We start from the raw sequence: 16,235 nt of genomic DNA, 5'->3' as shown, positions 1-16,235 counted from the left end.
TCCTCACAACGAGTTTACGGAAGACGAAGTGCCCGGGGCGTCACCGGACGTCTCCAGGGCCGTCAGCCGCGCCTCCGAGGGGAACGCCGCGGCGGCTCCACAGGCCTTCGGATCACCTTCACCGACCCCCACCAGGCGAAACCCGTGACGCGAAGCACCGGCGCGCCCGTCGCCGGCCGCCGTCGCCCCGTCCTGCGGCCGGTGCCGAACCCGCCCATCAGGCCGAGGCCCCGGACGTCGAGGGCGAAGTCCTCCGGAACGACGATCTTGACGCCGCCCATGACCGCCACCGCCCTGATCGTGCAGGATCCGCCGTCGATCCGGGCCCGCCGCAGATCGAGGCGCACGCTGCCCCAGAACGCGCGGGTGACGTGGTTCGACGGCAGTGGTCCGGCGAACCTCCGCGTGGTGCCCGACATGACAGCGAACGACCGCCGTCCGCCTTGCTCCTCGTCGCCGGCATGGGACAGGCCGAGCGTGCCGCCGGGGGCCAGATCCGCGACGACGGGTTCGAATTCCGCAAAAGTCTTGGCCGCGTAGACGGCGTCCAGTCTCGTTTCCAGTTCACCGGCGGTGATCCGTCCCGCGCCCATCGCCTCACACAGCAGCCGCGCGACGTTTTCGCGATCGGAATCGGCCACCCGCATCGCCGACCGCTTCGGTTCCGACATGACGGCGATGCTAACCGGAATCGGCGCTCGCTCCGGCGATTCCCGGCGATCTGCTGGAAAGCCATGACCGCCATGAGTGAATTCGGTTCCGCCGTCCTGCCTGCCATGACAAAACCATTTTCCGCGATTGACCGCGCGGGAACGGAACCGCTTCCATCTAGGCGTTCTTCCACCGGCAGCACATTCCGACCCAGCGTGGAGCGCAGTGATGACTTCCTTCCTTCGCCATGCTTTCATCGCCGTCATGACCGCGACCTTGGTCGCCGCGGGAACGACGGTCGCGGGCGCGGACACGAATTCGGTGTACACCTCCTCTTCACCACTTCCCGCCGGCGAAAACGGTGACGTGGTCAAGTCGCAGCCCTCGAACTACAACGGCGCGAAGGCGACCCGGATTCAATATCTGTCCCGGGACAACAAGAACAAGCAAGTCGCGGTGAGCGGCACCGTTCTGGTGCCGGACAAGCCGTGGACCGGTCCCGGCGAACGGCCGATCGTGGCCTACGCGCCCTTCACCTTCGGCATGGGTCCGGACTGCGCTCCCTCGAAAACCCTCGCGGGCGAGGGCTCCTCGGACCTGATCTCCGGTTTCCAGGGCGGATTCGTCAACGCGTTGCTGGGCGCCGGGTTCGCCGTGGCGCAGACCGACTACATCGGACCGTGGGTGGAGGGCAGCGGCGACCATCCGTACGTCGTCCGGCTGTCCGAGGCGCACAGCGTGCTCGACGTCGTCCGCGCCGCGCAGCGGCTGCCGGGAACGGGGCTGCCCGCCGGAGGCCCGGTCGGTATCGCCGGCTACTCCGAGGGCGGCAGTGCCGCCGCGGCCGCCGCCGAACTGGCCGCCACCTACGCGCCCGAACTGGACATCAAGGGCGTCTACTCCGGCGCGCCGCCCGCGGACAAGGCGGTGCTGTCGAAGTCGCTCGACGGCGGGATGTACGCCGGGTTCCTCGGCTACGCGCTGATCGGCATCAACCAGGCCTACCCCGAGGCCAGGTTGATGGACCTGGCCAACCCGGCCGGGGCCGAGCTGTTCCTCAAGGCCCGGCAGACCTGCACCCTGAACGCGGTCCTCCAGTTCATGTACAAGCAGACCAGCTCGCTGACGAAGGAGGGCAAGCCGGTCTCCGCCTACCTTTCCCAGCCGCCGTTCGACGCGATCGTGGCGGAGAACCGGATCGGCACGATCAAACCCGCCATGCCGGTCATGGTCGAACACAGCCCGCTGGACGACGTCATCCCGGCCGCCGTCGGCAAGCAGATGGCGAAGGACTGGTGCGGCAAGGGCGCCAACGTCCAGTGGAAGGACTTGACGACCTTCACGCCGTTCCTGTCCCACGCGCTGGGCATGACGACCGCGTCCACCGATGCCACCGAGTGGCTGAAGAGCGCGTTCAACGGACAGGCCGGTAGCGGCAACTGCGGCCGGTTCTGACCACACCCTCGTGAGTGGCGAGGACGGTTCCAGCCGAGGGTGTCTTGGGTACCTACTGGCTTCCGGCCGCCGTTGATCCCGGGCCCGGTCTGTGGGTCTGCGGGAGACTGGGGGCTGGAGCCGGTGTCGCGAAAGCCACTTTCGGGACGTCAGAGGTCTCGAAAGTGGCTTTCGCGACATGATCACCAGGCCTGGCCAGGTCCAACGTTGCGAAGCGGCTTTCGCTACCCCCGGCCAAGCCCCCGCACCCGGCGGTCCCGAGCGTCAGCTGTTGCGCGGGAACCCTAGGTTCACCCCGCCCTGCGACGGGTCCGGCCACCGCGAGGTGACGACCTTCGTCCGCGTGAAGAAGTGGAACCCTTCCGGCCCGTAGGCGTGGCTGTCCCCGAACAGCGAGTCCTTCCACCCGCCGAACGAGTAGTAGCCGACCGGCACCGGGATCGGCACGTTCACGCCGACCATCCCGACTTCGACCTCGTTCTGGAACCGCCGCGCGGCCCGGCCGTCGTTGGTGAAGATCGCGGTGCCGTTGCCGTAGGGGTTGCCGTTGATCAGCTCCAGCGCCGCGTCGTACCCCTCGGCCCGCGCGACCGCCAGCACCGGCCCGAAGATCTCGTCGGTGTAGATCGACATCTCCGGCGTGACGTGGTCGAACAGCGTCGGGCCGAGCCAGAACCCGCCGTCCTCGCCGTCCACCTCGACGCCGCGGCCGTCGACGACGAGCCGGGCGCCCGCGTCGACCCCCGCCCCGACGTAGGACTCGACGCGTTCGTGGTGGGCGGCGGTGACGAGCGGCCCCATCTCCGAGGTGGGCCGCATGCCGTCGCCGACGCGGAGCCGCTTGATCCGCTCGGCGATCTTCGCGACCAGTTCGTCGCCGACCGGGTCGACCGCGACCACGACCGACACCGCCATGCACCGCTCCCCCGCCGAGCCGAAGCCCGCCGAGACGGCCGCGTCGGCGGCGAGGTCGAGGTCCGCGTCCGGGAGGACGACCATGTGGTTCTTCGCTCCGCCGAGCGCCTGCACGCGTTTCCCGTGCCTGGTCCCGGTTTCGTAGACGTACTTCGCGATCGGCGTCGAGCCGACGAACGAGATCGCCTTGACGTCGCGGTGTTCCAGCAACCCGTCGACGGCCACCTTGTCGCCGTGCAGGACGTTGAGGACGCCGTCGGGCAGGCCGGCCTCGGCGAACAGTTCCGCGATGAACACGGCCGCGGACGGATCCTTCTCACTCGGCTTGAGCACGACGGTGTTGCCGCAGGCGAGCGCGTTCGGGACGAACCACAGCGGGACCATCGCCGGGAAGTTGAACGGCGAGATCACGCCGACCACGCCCAGCGGCTGCGAGATCGAGTAGACGTCGACCCCGGTGGAGGCGTTCTCGCTGAACCCGCCCTTGAGCAGTTGCGCGGCACCGCAGGCGTACTCGACGTTCTCGATCGCGCGCGCGACTTCGCCCGCCGCGTCGGATTCGACCTTGCCGTGTTCGCTCGTGACGATCTTCGCCAGCTCGTGACGCCGCGCCGAAAGCAGCTCACGGAAGGCGAACAGCACCCGCGTCCGCCCGGCCAGCGACGTCCCGCGCCAGCCCGGCAGCGCCCGGGACGCGGCCGCGACGGCGGCGTCGACGTCGTCCTGCGCCGCGAAGGCGACCTTCGCCCGCACCCGGCCGGTGGCCGGATCGAACACGTCCCCGGATCGTTCGCTCACGCCTTCGCACGGTTTGCCGTCTATCCAATGGGTGATGCGGTCGGTCACGGGTTCCGCCCTCCTGATCGCCGATGCCTGCTCCCGGTCGAGTCTGGGCGCGCGCGCCACACCGACGCCATCGGCAACGTGTACGGACTCCCGGTCCCGGCCGTACAGTCTGTCTCCAGCGTTGCCGAACCGGGTGGGAGGCCGATGTACCCGACCGTCGCCGAGGTGCTCGCGCTGCCGGTGCTGCGTCAGGGCAGGCCCCATGTGGTGGCGGGGGCGGCGGGGCTGGACGCGCCGGTCCGCTGGGCGCACGTCGCCGAGGTCGCGGACATCGCCCCGTTGCTGCGAGGCGGGGAACTCGTGCTCACCACCGGGGTCGCGCTGCCCGACGACGGCGCCGCGCTCGCCCGGTACGTCGCGGATCTGGCGGGTGTCGGGGTCGCCGGGGTCGTGGTCGAACTGGTCCGCCATTGGAGCGAGAAGCTGCCGCCCGAGCTGGTCGACGCCGCGGACCGGCACGGTGTCCCGCTGATCACCCTTTCGCGCGAGACGCGGTTCGTGTCGGTCACCGAGGCGGTGAACGGGCTGATCGTCGACGCCCAGGTCGACGAACTCCGCGCCGCGGAACGGGTCCACGAGACCTTCACCGCGCTGACGGTCGCCGGCGCCGAGCCGGGGGACATCCTGCGCGAGGTCGCCCGGCTCACCGAACATCCGGTCGTGCTGGAGACGCTGTCGCACGAGGTCCTCGCCTACGACACGGCGGGAACCGACCCCGGCGAACTGCTGCCGGGCTGGCCGTCCCGGTCACGGCCGGTGCAGGTCGGCGAGCGGACCGGCTACCACCCGGGCGCGGGCTGGCTGATCACCGTGGTCGGCGCGCGCGGGCACGACTGGGGGCGGCTGGTCGTCGTCTGCGGGGAGCCGCCGCCGCACCGGCACGTCGTGGTCGCCGAACGCGCGGCGTCCGCGCTCGCGGTGCACCGCCTGGTCGCCAAGGACACCGACTCCCTCGAACGCCAGGCGCACCGCGCGATCCTGACCGAACTGCTGGCGAATCCGGTACCGCCCGCCGAACTGACCGCGCGGGCCTCCGCGCTGGGTGTCCCGCTGACGGGACGGCTGCTCGTCGGGGTCTCCGTGCGGCCCCGGATCACCGTGACCGCCAAGACCGCGCAGTCCACTCCGGTGCTACTGCGGGAACTCGCCGAGGCGACCGTGCTCGCCGCCCGGCACGCCAAGGTGTCCGCGCTGGTGGCCACCGACGACACCCAGGTGCGCGCGCTGATCGCGCTCTCGCCCGAGGCAGGGGTCGACGCGGTCCTGAAGCGGCTGGCGACCGACGTCCACGAGGCCCGCGCCGGCGCGCCCGCCGTGGTCGCGGTCGGGACCACGGGCGGTGGGCCCGCCGACGCGCGCCGGACGCTCGTCGAAGCCGCGCAGGTGGCCGCCGCGGCGCTCGCCGAGAACGTCGAACGGGTGGTCCACCGGCTCGACGACGTCCGCTTGCGCGGGCTGCTGCACCTGCTGGCGGGCGACGAACGGATCACCGCGTTCGCCGCGCGGGAGCTCGGCCCGCTGCTGAGCCGGGACGCCGCGCAGGGCAGCAGACTCGTCCAGGCGTTGAGGCATTACTGCGAGCACGGCGGCAACAAGTCCGCGGCGGCCGCCGCCGCGCACACCTCCCGCACCGCCTACTACCAGCAGCTGGCCAGGATCGAGCAGGTACTCGGGGTGCGGCTCGAAGATCCGGAGTCGATGCTCTCGCTTTATGTCGCTTTGCTCGCGCACGACATTCGAAAAGCCGACGACCACACGTCCGAGTGAGCAAATCTCACCCGAGCGTGGAACACAGTGACCGGGTCACGTCAGCCGATAGGGTTGATATGGCTTTCTTCGAACCGATCGGCGCCTGCGTGCTCGCGCTGGCCTGTATGGCCCCGGCGCCCCCCGCCGAATCCACGTTCCAGCTGACCAGCCACGACACCAGGGGCCGGGTCGGCACCGTCTCGCTCACCTGCGGGCCCACCGGGGGCTCCCACCCCGGGCGCGGGAACGCCTGCGCCAAACTGTCCGAAGTGGATGGAGAGTTCGACAGGCTCCGCCCGGAACCGCGGGCCTGCACCCTCGAGTACGCCCCGGTGGACGTCTCCGCGGTCGGCAAATGGCGCGGTGAACCGGTCACCTACCGGACCTCGTACGCCAACCGCTGCGTCGCCGACGCGGAGTCGGCCGGCGTCTTCACCTTCTGACCGGAAGCCCCGGCGGGAGTTGCGAAAGCCACTTTCGCAACGTTGAAGGTTGCGAAAGTGGCTTTCGCAACACAGCCGCGCCGGGCCTCCCCCTCGGTGGCCCGGCGGCACCGTTCACCGCGGCCTTGATCGCCCTCACCCCCACGAGGGCGATCAAGGCCGTGGTGTCACGACTCAAGGACGGGCCGGGTACCGGCACCCGGCCCCGTCCTCCGCGGCGACAGGGGTCTGACGCGCGAGGGACCGGCTCAGGTTCCAATCGCGCCAATCATCTTCCGGAATTCCCCGCACGACCCGCCTGAGCACACAGGACCGCAACGGCTCCGGGAGCCGGTCCGCCGAGGGCACGACGTCGGCGGAAAACCGGGACAGGTAACGGGTGTCGAGCGTCTTGCCGTGCGCGAGCCGGTCGATGTTGCGGTCGGCGATGAACCGCTCCGGATCGAGCGCGGCCAGTCCGAGCAGTGCCGCGACGGCGGCTCCGATGGCCGCGCGCGGCAGCCAGGCCGACCGCAGCGGGATCAGGGATACCAGCACCAGCACGAAGATCAGGCCGATCCAGAGTTCGCAGACCTCGACCAGCAGCCGCAGCACGGTGAACCCGTACGCCTGCTGGTATGTCCACATGCGACTCAACGCCGAAGCGACCAGCACCAGGCTGAGCACGCTCAACGCGCCGAGCAGCCCGCGCTGCCAGGCGCGGTCGGCCGCCGACGACTTCGGCGCCCACCGCAGCGCGGCGGCGACCAGCAGCAGTGTCAGCACGGTGCTGGCGGAGAGCTGCCAGAACCCGCTCCTGGCGTACTCGGCCGCGGTCAGCCCGCTCGTGGCCAGGACGTATTCGGTGCCGCCGAACAACACGACCAGGCGGACCACGACGAAACTCGTGAACAGCGCCACCAGCACACCGAGCGGCAACGTCCATTCGAGCCGGTGCTTGAGCCGTTTACGCGGCGCGTCGTCGGCGGCGGGCAGCGGAGGCGCCGCCAGCAGGTAGCACGCCCCGGTGACGGCGATCGCGGCGATCACAAACAGGAACCCCCAGCGCACGAAGGTCCCCGGGTTCAGCTCGGGGATCACCGCGTCGACGACGTTCGCGAACGCGGCGTCCGCACCACGCAGGAGCGGCACGAACACCAGCAGCAGCAAGGCGCTGGCCAGCACCGGCACCAAGAACCTCGGCCGCACACGGCCTTCCTGTTTCTTGCCGAGCTTCGCGAGCCCGCGCCCGATCCACGGGATCGAAAGCAGCGCTTCGATCGGCACCGCGAAGACGTCGTAGACGATCGTGTTCACGGTACGTTTCCCGACCACGGCGAGGGATCCGGCGACGAGGGCGGCCAGCACGCACAACACGTTCAGCCACACCGACGCACGGAACATGCCGACGGCGAGCAAGCCGAGCGCGGCCGCCGCCCAGACCGCGTTGACCAGGCGGAAATGCGGTTCGGCGTCGCCGCGGGCACGCTTGTCGGCGAAATAGACGGCCACCGCGAAGGCGAGCCCGGCCACGAACCAGCCGGCTCCTGGCTCGTCCGGCATGGCGACGGCGGCGATCAGCCCGGCCGCGGCCGCCGCGGGCAGGACGGAGCCGGGCAACGGGACGATCGCCGATTTCGGCGGTACGCGGGGCCGCATCAGCACCGGGATCGGCGGCGCGGGCGGCAACGTGGCGGTCGCCGAGGGCGGCGACGCGTGCGCCTGCCGGTCCTCCTGGTCTTCGCTCATTTCACTCCTCCAGTTTGCGAAAGCACATTTCGCGGCGCGTGCGGAGCCGCTCGAAACGCGCGGCAAGGAACTACGGAACGGGGATCACGACACGGATGACACAGCCCGGCCGGTGCTCGGGCGTGACGACCGCGATGCTGCCGTCGTGGAGGTCGACCACCCACCGCGCGATCGCGAGACCGAGCCCGGTACCCCCGCCGCCCGCCCGCTCGCCGCGGGTGAACCGCTCGAACACGCTGTCCCGCTCCCCCGGCGGGATCCCGGGGCCTTCGTCTTCGACCTCGATGACGACGTCGGCCTCGCGGGCCTCCGCCCGCACCCGGACCTCTCCCCCGGCCGGCCCGTGCCGGACGGCGTTGTCGAGCAGGTTGACCACGACCTGGTAGAGCCGGCCGCGGTCGGCGACCGCCGTCGCGCCGGGCGGCTGGACGTCGACGGCGAACCGCACGCCGCGGCCGGTCGCGGCGGCGGTCACCCCGGCTTCGGCGGCGACCTCCTCCAGCAGCAGTTCGAGATCGAACTCCTCCAGCTGCAAGGGGAACGCGCCCGCGTCGATCCGCGAGAGATCGAGCAGTTCCGAGACCAGCCTGCCGAGTCGCTCGGTCTGCTGCAGCGCGGTCTTCAACGTCGCCGGATCGGGTTCGGCGACGCCGTCGACGAGGTTCTCCAGGACCCCGTTCAGCGCGGTGATCGGCGTGCGGAGTTCGTGGGAGACGTTCGCGATCAGCTCGCGGCGCCGCTGATCCGAGGCGTCCAGGTCGGCGGCCATCTGGTTGAAGGCGTGCGACAGCTCCCCGACCTCGTCGCGGGCGGTCGCCCGGACCCGCCGGGTGTAGTCGCCCTTGGCCATCGCGCGGGCGGCGGCGGTCATCTCGCGCAGCGGCCTGGTCATCCCGTGCGCCAGGATCTGCGAGGTCACCACGGCGAGCACCATCGCGGCGATCGTGGTCCGCGGCGGCAGCCAGCCGATCTGCCAGTTGAAGAAGGCGAACGCGATACCACCCGAGGACACCAGCAGGATCGCGAGCTTGAGCTTGATGGAGCGGACCGGGTCGAGCGGTCTCGGGAGCGCGTCGACGACGCGGCCCAGCAACGGGCGGAGCTTCACGATCCCACCTCCAGTGCGTAGCCGACGCCGTGCACGGTGCGGATGAGGTCCGCGCCCAGTTTGCGGCGCAGCGCCTTGATGTGGCTGTCGACCGCGCGGGTGCCCGAGCCGGTGCCGGCGACATCCCAGTCCCAGACCTCGCTCAGCAGGCGTTCCCTCGGCTGCACCGCCCTCGGGCGCTTCGCGAAGTGGACGAGGAGGTCGAACTCGATCGGCGTCAGCTGGGCCTGGTTGCCCGCGCGCGTGACCCGCCGCTGCTCGACGTCGATTTCGAGGTCGCCGAGGACGATCTTCGTGCCGGCGTCGCTCACGTCGGTCCTGGCCGATCGTTCGACCCGGCGCAGCAGCGCGTGCACCCGCGCCGAGAGCACTCGCATGGAGAACGGTTTGGTGAGGTAGTCGTCCGCGCCGACGCCGAGGCCGATCAGCATGTCCGTCTCGTCCGACCGGGCGGTCAGCATCAGCACCGGGACCGGGCGGCGGGCCTGGATCCGGCGGCAGACCTCGAGCCCGTCGAAGCCCGGCAGCATCACGTCGAGCACCACCAGGTCCGGCTCGCGTTCGGCGTCGGTCTCGACGCCGGAAGGGCCGTCGTGCGCCAGGTCCACGGTGAATCCCTCGGCCCGCAGCCGCGCGGCGATGCTCTCCGCGATGGTCACGTCGTCCTCGACGACCAGCACCCGGCGTCCTCCCAGTTCCATGGGGATGACTGTAAGCACCGGCCGTGGAGACCATCCGGGTGAGCTGTGGAGATCCTGTGGAGATGTTTCGGCCGGTTTGCCGGATCACTACGTCCGTGTGTGTGACGCAGGTCATGCACCAGGAGCCCGCGAACGCAATCGACAGTCTGCGCTCCGACGCCATCAACAGTGAACAGTCTGCCAGTCCCACCCGCGCGGCGCGGGCGAGCACGATTCCGCAATGGAGCCGACGGCACGCGGTACGCAGCACGTGCATCCTGATGGCCGGGTGGAACTCGGCGAGGTCGAGTCCTTGAAGGACAGCCGCTTCTACAACGAAGAACTCGCCCCGGTCCCGGTCGAAAAGCGGACCTGGACCACCTACACCTACTTCGCGCTGTGGATGGGCATGGCGCACAACATCCCGTCCTACGCGCTCGCAGCGTCATTGATCGCGCTCGGGATGAACTGGGTACAGGCACTGCTCACGATCACCATCGGCAACCTGATCGTGCTGATCCCGATGCTGCTCAACAGCCACGCCGGGACGAAGTACGGCATCCCCTTCCCGGTGTTCGCCCGCGCCTTCTTCGGGATGCGCGGCGCGAATCTGGCGGCGCTGCTGCGGGCGTTCATCGCGTGCGGCTGGTTCGGCATCCAGACCTGGGTCGGCGGCGAGGCGATCTACATCATCGTCGGGCGGCTGGCCGGATCCGGCTGGAAGAACTCCACCGTCGTGCTCGGCCAGCACTGGACGCTGTGGCTGTCGTTCGGGGTGTTCTGGGTGATCCAGATGCTCATCATCTGGCGCGGGATGGAGGCGGTCCGGAAGTTCGAGAACTGGACGGCGCCGCTGGTCTCGGTCGGCTTCCTGATCCTGCTGGGCTACGTGCTGATCAAGGCGGGCGGGCTCGGGCCGATCCTGGCCGAACCCGGCAAACTCGGCTGGGGCCCGGACTTCTGGAAGGTGTTCGCCCCGGCGCTGATGGCGATGATCGCGTTCTGGTCGACGCTTTCGCTGAACATGCCGGACTTCACCCGGTTCGGCGGCAGCCAGGGCAAACAGGTCCGCGGCCAGATCCTGGGCCTCCCGACCACGATGACGTTCATCGCGATCGTCGCCATCCTGACCACATCCGGCGGCAGCGTCCTCTACGGCGAGCAGATCTGGGACCCGGCGAAACTGGCCGACCGGTTCGACTCCCCGATCGTCGTGGTGGTCGCCCTGATCGCGCTGGTGCTGGCGACCGTGTCCGCGAACCTCGCGGCGAACGTGGTCAGCCCGTCCTACGACTTCTCCAACGCGTTCCCGAAGAAGATCACCTTCGCCGTCGGCGGGCTGATCACCGGCATCATCGGCATCCTCATCCAGCCGTGGCGGCTCTACTCCGATCCGAACATCTACATCTTCGCGTGGCTCGGCTTCTACGGCGGCCTGCTCGGCGCCGTCGCCGGGGTGCTCGTCGCCGGCTACTGGGTGATCAACCGCACCCAGCTGCGGCTGCGGGATCTCTACACCGAACGCGGCATCTACTGGTTCAACGGCGGCTGGAACTGGCGGGCGCTGGTCGCGACGCTGGTCGGCGCCGTCCTCGCGGTCGGCGGCGCGTACGGCGGGCCGTTCCCCGCCGACGGGCTGATCCCGCTGTTGAAACCGCTCTACGACTACAACTGGGTCGTCGGCCTGGCGGGCGCTTTCGTCGTCTACCTGCTGCTGTCCCTGCCCGAACGCAAGCGCACCACCGAAACAGAGGAGGATGCAAGTGAGCGACGTGGTCCGAGCCGGATTGATCCAGCAGCGGTGGACGGGTGACAAGGAGTCCATGATCGCGAACGCGGTCGATGCCATCGGCAAGGCCGCTTCGCAGGGCGCGCAGGTCGTCTGCCTGCAGGAGTTGTTCTACGGCCCGTACTTCTGCCAGGTACAGGACACCGACTATTACTCCTACACCGAAGGCATCCCCGACGGGCCGACGACGAAGCTCATGCAGGAGGTCGCCGAACGCCACGGCGTCGTGCTGGTCGTCCCGATGTACGAGGTCGAGCAGCCCGGCGTGTACTACAACACCGCCGCGGTGATCGACGCCGACGGCACGTACCTCGGCAAGCACCGCAAGAACCACATCCCGCAGGTGAAGGGGTTCTGGGAGAAGTTCTACTTCCGGCCCGGGAACATGGGCTACCCGGTGTTCGACACCGCCGTCGGCCGGATCGGCGTCTACATCTGTTACGAGCGGCATTTCCCGGAGGGCTGGCGCGCGCTGGGCCTGGCGGGCGCGAAGATCGTGTTCAATCCGTCGGCGACCAGCCGGGGACTTTCGGAGTACCTGTGGCGGCTGGAGCAGCCCGCGGCCGCCGTCGCGAACGAGTACTACGTCGGCACGATCAACCGCGTCGGCGTGGAACCCTTGGGCGACAACGACTTCTACGGCCAGTCGTATTTCGCGGACCCGCGCGGCCAGCTCGTCGGCGAAGCCGCGTCCGACACCGAGGAGGAGATCGTCGTCCGCGACCTCGACATGGGCAAGCTCGCCGAGGTACGGGATCTGTGGGCCTTCTACCGGGACCGGCGTCCCGACAGCTACGGACCCCTCGCGGAGGCGTGATGACCACCCTCATCAGCGGCGGGCAGGTGCTGTCCACGATGGGCGCTTCGGCGGCGGACGTCCTCGTCGACGGCGAGACGATCTCGGCCGTCGGCGCGCCCGGCACGCTCGGGCCCGCCGACTCGGTCATCGACGCCACCGGGAAGTACGTCCTGCCCGGCGGGATCGACGCGCACACCCATATGGAGATGCCGTTCGGCGGGACGCATTCCGTCGACACCTTCGGCACCGGGACGACGGCGGCGGCGTGGGGCGGCACGACCACGATCATCGACTTCGCCGTCCAGGCCAAGGGCACCTCCCTGCTGTCCACTATGGACAAATGGCACGAGAAGGCCGACGGGAACTGCGCCATCGACTACGGCTTCCACATGATCGTCTCCGACGTCAACGACTCGTCGTTGAAGGAGATGCAGGCCTGCGTCGACGGCGGGGTCGGCAGCTTCAAGATGTTCATGGCGTATCCGGGGGTGTTCTACTCCACGGACGGCGAGATCCTGCTGGCCATGCAGAAGGCGCGCGAGATCGGCGCGACGATCATGATGCACGCGGAGAACGGCATCGCGATCGACCAGCTGGCCGCGCAGGCGTTCGCGGCCGGGAAGATCGACCCGGTGCAGCACGGGCTCACCCGGCCGCCGGAGCTGGAGGGCGAGGCGACCTCGCGCGCGATCCAGCTGGCCAAGGTGACCGGGGCTCCGCTGTACATCGTGCATCTCTCCGCGTCGCAGGCGCTGGCGGCGGTCGCGGAAGCGCGTAACGACGGGCAGAACGTCTTCGCGGAGACGTGTCCTCAGTATCTGTATCTGTCCATCGAGGACTTGGCGAAGCCGGACTTCGAGGGTTCGAAGTACGTCGCTTCTCCCCCGCTGCGGGAGAAGTCGCATCAGGCGGATCTGTGGCGAGGTCTGCGCACCAACGACCTCTCGGTGGTGTCGACGGATCACTGTCCGTTCTGTTTCAAGGACCAGAAGGAGCTCGGCCGCGGCGACTTCCGCGCGATCCCCAACGGGATCCCCGGCGTCGAGCACCGGATGGACCTCCTGCACCAGGGTGTCGTGGCGGGCGAGCTCACCCTCGGCCGCTGGGTCGAGACCTGCTCGACCACCCCGGCGCGGATGTTCGGGCTGTACCCGCGCAAGGGGGTCATCGCGGCGGGTTCGGACGCGGACATCGTCGTCTACGACCCGGCGGCGAAGCAGACCTTGTCGGTCGAGACGCACCACATGAACGTCGACTACTCGGCCTACGAAGGAATGGAGATCACCGGCAAGGTCGAGACGGTGCTTTCCCGCGGCCGCGTGGTGGTGTCGCCGTCCGGCTTCTCGGGCAGTACGACGCACGGGAAATTCCTCTCGCGCGATCTGAACCAGTACCTGAACTGAGGCGGTGGCCGTGGACTTCGGAATTGTTCTCCAGACCGATCCGCCCGCGCGTGACCTCGTGCGGCTGATGAAGGCCGCCGAGGACCAGGGTTTCCGCTACGGCTGGACGTTCGACTCGTGCGTGCTGTGGCAGGAGCCGTTCGTCATCTACTCGCAGATCCTCGCGGCGACGTCGTCGATGATCGTGGGCCCGATGGTGACCAGCCCGGCCACCCGGGACTGGTCGGTGATGGCGTCGACCTTCGCCACGCTCAACGACATGTACGGCAACCGGACGGTCTGCGGGATCGGCCGCGGCGACTCCGCGCACCGCGTGGTCGGCATGCCACCGTCCACTTTGGCCACCGTGCGCGACTGCATGCACGTGGTGAAGGAACTGGCCGAAGGGCGTGAAGTCCTGTTGCGGGACAAGCCGGTGCAGATCCCGTGGATCCGCAACGGCAGGCTCGAAATGTGGATGGCGGGATACGGGCCGAAGGCACTGAAGACGGTCGGCGAGCACGCCGATGGCTTCATCCTGCAGTGCGCGGATCCCGCGATCGCCCGGTGGACCATCGGCTCGGTCCGCGAGGCCGCGCGCGCGGCGGGGCGGGATCCGGCCGGGATAACGATCTGTCTCGCGGCCCCGGCGTACGTCGGCGACGATCTGGCGCATCAGCGGGAACAGTTGCGCTGGTTCGGCGGGATGGTCGGCAACCACGTCGCGGATCTCGTGGCGCGGTACGGCGATTCCGGTCCGGTGCCGCACGAACTGACCGACTACATCCGCGAGCGGCAGGGCTACGACTACTCGCACCACGGGCGGGCGGGCAATCCGTCGACCGATTTCGTCCCGGACGAGATCGTGGACCGGTTCTGCCTGCTCGGACCGTCTTCGGCGCATGTGGAACGCCTGGAGGAGCTGGCTTCACTCGGGGTCGACCAGTTCTCGCTGTACCTCATGCACGACCAGCGCGAAGAAACCCTGAAGCGCTACGGCTCGGAGGTCATCAACCGCTGACAGGCTCGTGAGTGGTAAGGACGGTTCTAACCGTCCTTACCACTCACGAGACGTCACGCGAACCAGGTGGCGAGGGATTCGCGCAGGCCGTCCGGGTCGTCCCCCGCCCAGGCGACGTAGCCGTCCGGGCGGATCAGGAGGGCGTCGGCGGGCCGGTCCTCGGCCTTCGCGATGTGGACGTCCACGCGCCCCTGTGCGAGTTCGCGGAGTTCCGGTCGCCCGGCGAGATCCAGCAGGACCGGACGCGCCGGGCGCAGCAACTCGGCGACGCTGGTCGCGCCCTCGTCGGTCTCCAGCGCGAGATCCGGGGCGAACGTGCCGGCGAGCGCGTGCCCGGATCCCGGCATCGGGTAACGCGTGTCGGTCCCGGCGACGTGCGAAGCCAGCCGCCGCGCGGCCTGTTCGTCGTCCAGCAGTTCCTGGAAGACCGCGCGGAGCGCTTCGGCGGCTTCGTCGTGCCCGCGCCGCAACGCGACCTGCGCCCGGGACTGCAGGAGCGCCCGCGCACCGGCGGCGTGCCGTTCCGCGTGATAGGTGTCCAGCAGCCCTTCCGGCGCCCGTCCCTGGATCTCGGCGGCCAGTTTCCACGCCAGGTTGACCGAGTCGGACATGCCGACGTTGATCGCCGTGCCGGTGGACGGCAGCAGGTGGGCCGCGTCGCCCGCCAGCAGGATCCGGCCTTCGCGGTAGCGCTCCGCCTGGCGGGCGGAGAACTGGTAGCGCGAGAGCCGGACCGGGTCGCCCAGCGGGACGTCGCCGCTGAGCACGCGGCGGATGCTGTCCCCGAGTTCGGTCAGCGTCATCGGCACGTCGTCGTCGATCTCGCCGGGGTCGTCCTCCGTGGTCTGGATGAACAGGATCCCCGGCGTCAGCGAGCCGAGCGCGAACACACCGGTGTCGGTGCGGGTGAAGCCCGCCTTGATCAGGCCGAGTTCCGGCGTCTCGATGTCGCCGTTGTCGTGGACGGTCAGCCCGTCGGGGATCTTGACCTGCCCGATCCGGTTGACCTCGGGATAGGTCGTGCCGGGGAAACCGATCCCGGCCATCGACCGCACGGGGCTGCGTCCACCGTCGCAACCCACGAGGTACGGGGCGGTGACCTCGTACGTCCCCTCGGGACCGCGCACCTCGGCGGTCACCGACTCGTCGTCCTGGCGCAGCCCGACGACTTCGTGCCCGCGACGCACTTCCGCGCCGAGCTCGATGGCGTGCTCCTCCAGCAGCCGCTCCAGCGACTGCTGACGGACCGAAAGCGCCTTCAGCGGCGGCTCCTCGAACCGGGTGAGGTCCACATGCACCCCACCGAACGGGAAACGATGCGGCGGGACGGGGTCGGTGACGAGCCCCCGCACCCGCTCCAGCAGGCCGCGATAGTGCAGCAGGTCCAGGATCTGCCCGCTGAGGCCATGGGCCTTCGGAGTCTTCCCCTGTTCCGGCCGCCGTTCCAGGATCAGCGGGCGCGCACCGGCCAGCCGCAGCTCGGCGGCCAGCATCAGACCGGTCGGGCCGGCACCCACGATGATCACGTCGACGTCCGTCAAATCTTCACTCCTGTTCGGCCTGTTCTGGCTACGGCCGAGGATTCTGCGGTACCACCGGGGTCTTGCCGCAAGCCCCCCGGTGCGCTATATGTTGAACATGGAGGGGCACGCCCCACCATCTTTCCGGG

13 protein-coding genes are annotated in these 16,235 nt (G+C 69.5%); 7 read left to right on the top strand and 6 right to left on the bottom strand.

Going from position 1 to position 16,235, the window contains the following annotated elements; genetic code table 11:
• Positions 1 to 62 precede the first annotated feature (62 nt).
• Entirely contained in the window at positions 63 to 671 is a 609-nt protein-coding gene (locus tag ACZ1DY_RS12030) for a DUF1707 SHOCT-like domain-containing protein (RefSeq protein WP_465484365.1), read from the bottom strand.
• 244 nt (positions 672 to 915) lie between these two features.
• Here ACZ1DY_RS12030 and ACZ1DY_RS12025 point away from each other — a divergent pair, with 244 nt between their 5' ends.
• A complete protein-coding gene (locus ACZ1DY_RS12025; protein ID WP_465484364.1) occupies positions 916 to 2,106 on the top strand; it encodes a lipase family protein in 1,191 nt (396 codons plus the stop codon).
• A 264-nt stretch (positions 2,107 to 2,370) separates the two neighbouring features.
• Here ACZ1DY_RS12025 and ACZ1DY_RS12020 read toward each other — a convergent pair whose 3' ends face one another.
• The gene (locus ACZ1DY_RS12020; protein ID WP_126729505.1) at positions 2,371 to 3,867 is read right to left on the bottom strand and encodes a CoA-acylating methylmalonate-semialdehyde dehydrogenase; all 1,497 of its coding nucleotides are present in this window, start codon (positions 3,865 to 3,867) and stop codon (positions 2,371 to 2,373) included.
• A gap of 144 nt (positions 3,868 to 4,011) precedes the next feature.
• Between ACZ1DY_RS12020 and ACZ1DY_RS12015 the strand changes: the two genes are divergently transcribed.
• The gene (locus ACZ1DY_RS12015; protein WP_465484363.1) at positions 4,012 to 5,634 is read left to right on the top strand and encodes a PucR family transcriptional regulator; all 1,623 of its coding nucleotides are present in this window, start codon (positions 4,012 to 4,014) and stop codon (positions 5,632 to 5,634) included.
• Positions 5,635 to 5,693: 59 nt separating this feature from the next.
• Positions 5,694 to 6,059, top strand: coding sequence for an SSI family serine proteinase inhibitor (locus ACZ1DY_RS12010; RefSeq protein ID WP_126729507.1), 366 nt, complete (start codon positions 5,694 to 5,696; stop codon positions 6,057 to 6,059).
• Positions 6,060 to 6,233: 174 nt separating this feature from the next.
• Here the strand turns inward: ACZ1DY_RS12010 and ACZ1DY_RS12005 are convergent, their stop codons facing one another.
• The 3 genes from ACZ1DY_RS12005 to ACZ1DY_RS11995 form a co-directional block, all read right to left on the bottom strand.
• Positions 6,234 to 7,787: a DUF4153 domain-containing protein gene (locus ACZ1DY_RS12005; RefSeq protein WP_465484362.1), complete on the bottom strand. Its 1,554-nt coding sequence runs from the start codon at positions 7,785 to 7,787 to the stop codon at positions 6,234 to 6,236.
• A gap of 70 nt (positions 7,788 to 7,857) precedes the next feature.
• Positions 7,858 to 8,895: a HAMP domain-containing sensor histidine kinase gene (locus tag ACZ1DY_RS12000; RefSeq protein WP_378443208.1), complete on the bottom strand. Its 1,038-nt coding sequence runs from the start codon at positions 8,893 to 8,895 to the stop codon at positions 7,858 to 7,860.
• A complete protein-coding gene (locus ACZ1DY_RS11995) occupies positions 8,892 to 9,575 on the bottom strand; it encodes a response regulator transcription factor (protein ID WP_185926950.1) in 684 nt (227 codons plus the stop codon). The genes ACZ1DY_RS12000 and ACZ1DY_RS11995 overlap by 4 nt, the downstream gene beginning before the upstream one ends.
• 241 nt (positions 9,576 to 9,816) lie before the next feature.
• On the opposite strand from ACZ1DY_RS11995, the gene ACZ1DY_RS11990 reads away from it, so the two are divergent.
• From ACZ1DY_RS11990 to ACZ1DY_RS11975, 4 genes are read left to right on the top strand one after another with little or no spacing between them, the layout of a single operon-like run.
• Positions 9,817 to 11,388 carry an NCS1 family nucleobase:cation symporter-1 gene (locus ACZ1DY_RS11990; RefSeq protein ID WP_126729510.1) on the top strand — a complete coding sequence of 524 codons (1,572 nt, stop codon included), beginning with the start codon at positions 9,817 to 9,819 and terminating at the stop codon, positions 11,386 to 11,388.
• Positions 11,339 to 12,181 (top strand): nitrilase-related carbon-nitrogen hydrolase, encoded by an 843-nt coding sequence (locus ACZ1DY_RS11985; RefSeq protein WP_073846488.1) that lies wholly within the window; start codon positions 11,339 to 11,341, stop codon positions 12,179 to 12,181. The genes ACZ1DY_RS11990 and ACZ1DY_RS11985 overlap by 50 nt, the downstream gene beginning before the upstream one ends.
• Positions 12,181 to 13,566 carry a dihydropyrimidinase gene (gene hydA / locus ACZ1DY_RS11980; RefSeq protein ID WP_126729512.1) on the top strand — a complete coding sequence of 462 codons (1,386 nt, stop codon included), beginning with the start codon at positions 12,181 to 12,183 and terminating at the stop codon, positions 13,564 to 13,566. The genes ACZ1DY_RS11985 and hydA overlap by 1 nt, the downstream gene beginning before the upstream one ends.
• A gap of 10 nt (positions 13,567 to 13,576) precedes the next feature.
• Positions 13,577 to 14,566 (top strand): TIGR03842 family LLM class F420-dependent oxidoreductase, encoded by a 990-nt coding sequence (locus tag ACZ1DY_RS11975; protein ID WP_063274641.1) that lies wholly within the window; start codon positions 13,577 to 13,579, stop codon positions 14,564 to 14,566.
• Positions 14,567 to 14,619: 53 nt separating this feature from the next.
• Here the strand turns inward: ACZ1DY_RS11975 and ACZ1DY_RS11970 are convergent, their stop codons facing one another.
• Positions 14,620 to 16,107, bottom strand: a complete 1,488-nt coding sequence (locus ACZ1DY_RS11970; protein WP_465484361.1) for an FAD-dependent monooxygenase — start codon at positions 16,105 to 16,107, stop codon at positions 14,620 to 14,622.
• Positions 16,108 to 16,235 lie beyond the last annotated feature (128 nt).

This window comes from Amycolatopsis sp. PSD-21, assembly GCF_055561455.1.
This window is presented reverse-complemented; position numbering and strand designations above follow the sequence as displayed.

What these genes read in the sequence shown, in the direction of transcription:
- ACZ1DY_RS12015 (WP_465484363.1), top strand. Translation starts at nt 4,012, where the DNA reads ATGTACCCGACCGTCGCCGAGGTGCTCGCGCTGCCGGTGCTGCGTCAG.
- ACZ1DY_RS11990 (WP_126729510.1), top strand. Translation starts at nt 9,817, where the DNA reads ATGGAGCCGACGGCACGCGGTACGCAGCACGTGCATCCTGATGGCCGG.
- hydA (WP_126729512.1), top strand. Translation starts at nt 12,181, where the DNA reads ATGACCACCCTCATCAGCGGCGGGCAGGTGCTGTCCACGATGGGCGCT.
- ACZ1DY_RS12005 (WP_465484362.1), bottom strand. Translation starts at nt 7,787, where the DNA reads ATGAGCGAAGACCAGGAGGACCGGCAGGCGCACGCGTCGCCGCCCTCG.
- ACZ1DY_RS12010 (WP_126729507.1), top strand. Translation starts at nt 5,694, where the DNA reads ATGGCTTTCTTCGAACCGATCGGCGCCTGCGTGCTCGCGCTGGCCTGT.
- ACZ1DY_RS12030 (WP_465484365.1), bottom strand. Translation starts at nt 671, where the DNA reads ATGTCGGAACCGAAGCGGTCGGCGATGCGGGTGGCCGATTCCGATCGC.
- ACZ1DY_RS12025 (WP_465484364.1), top strand. Translation starts at nt 916, where the DNA reads ATGACCGCGACCTTGGTCGCCGCGGGAACGACGGTCGCGGGCGCGGAC.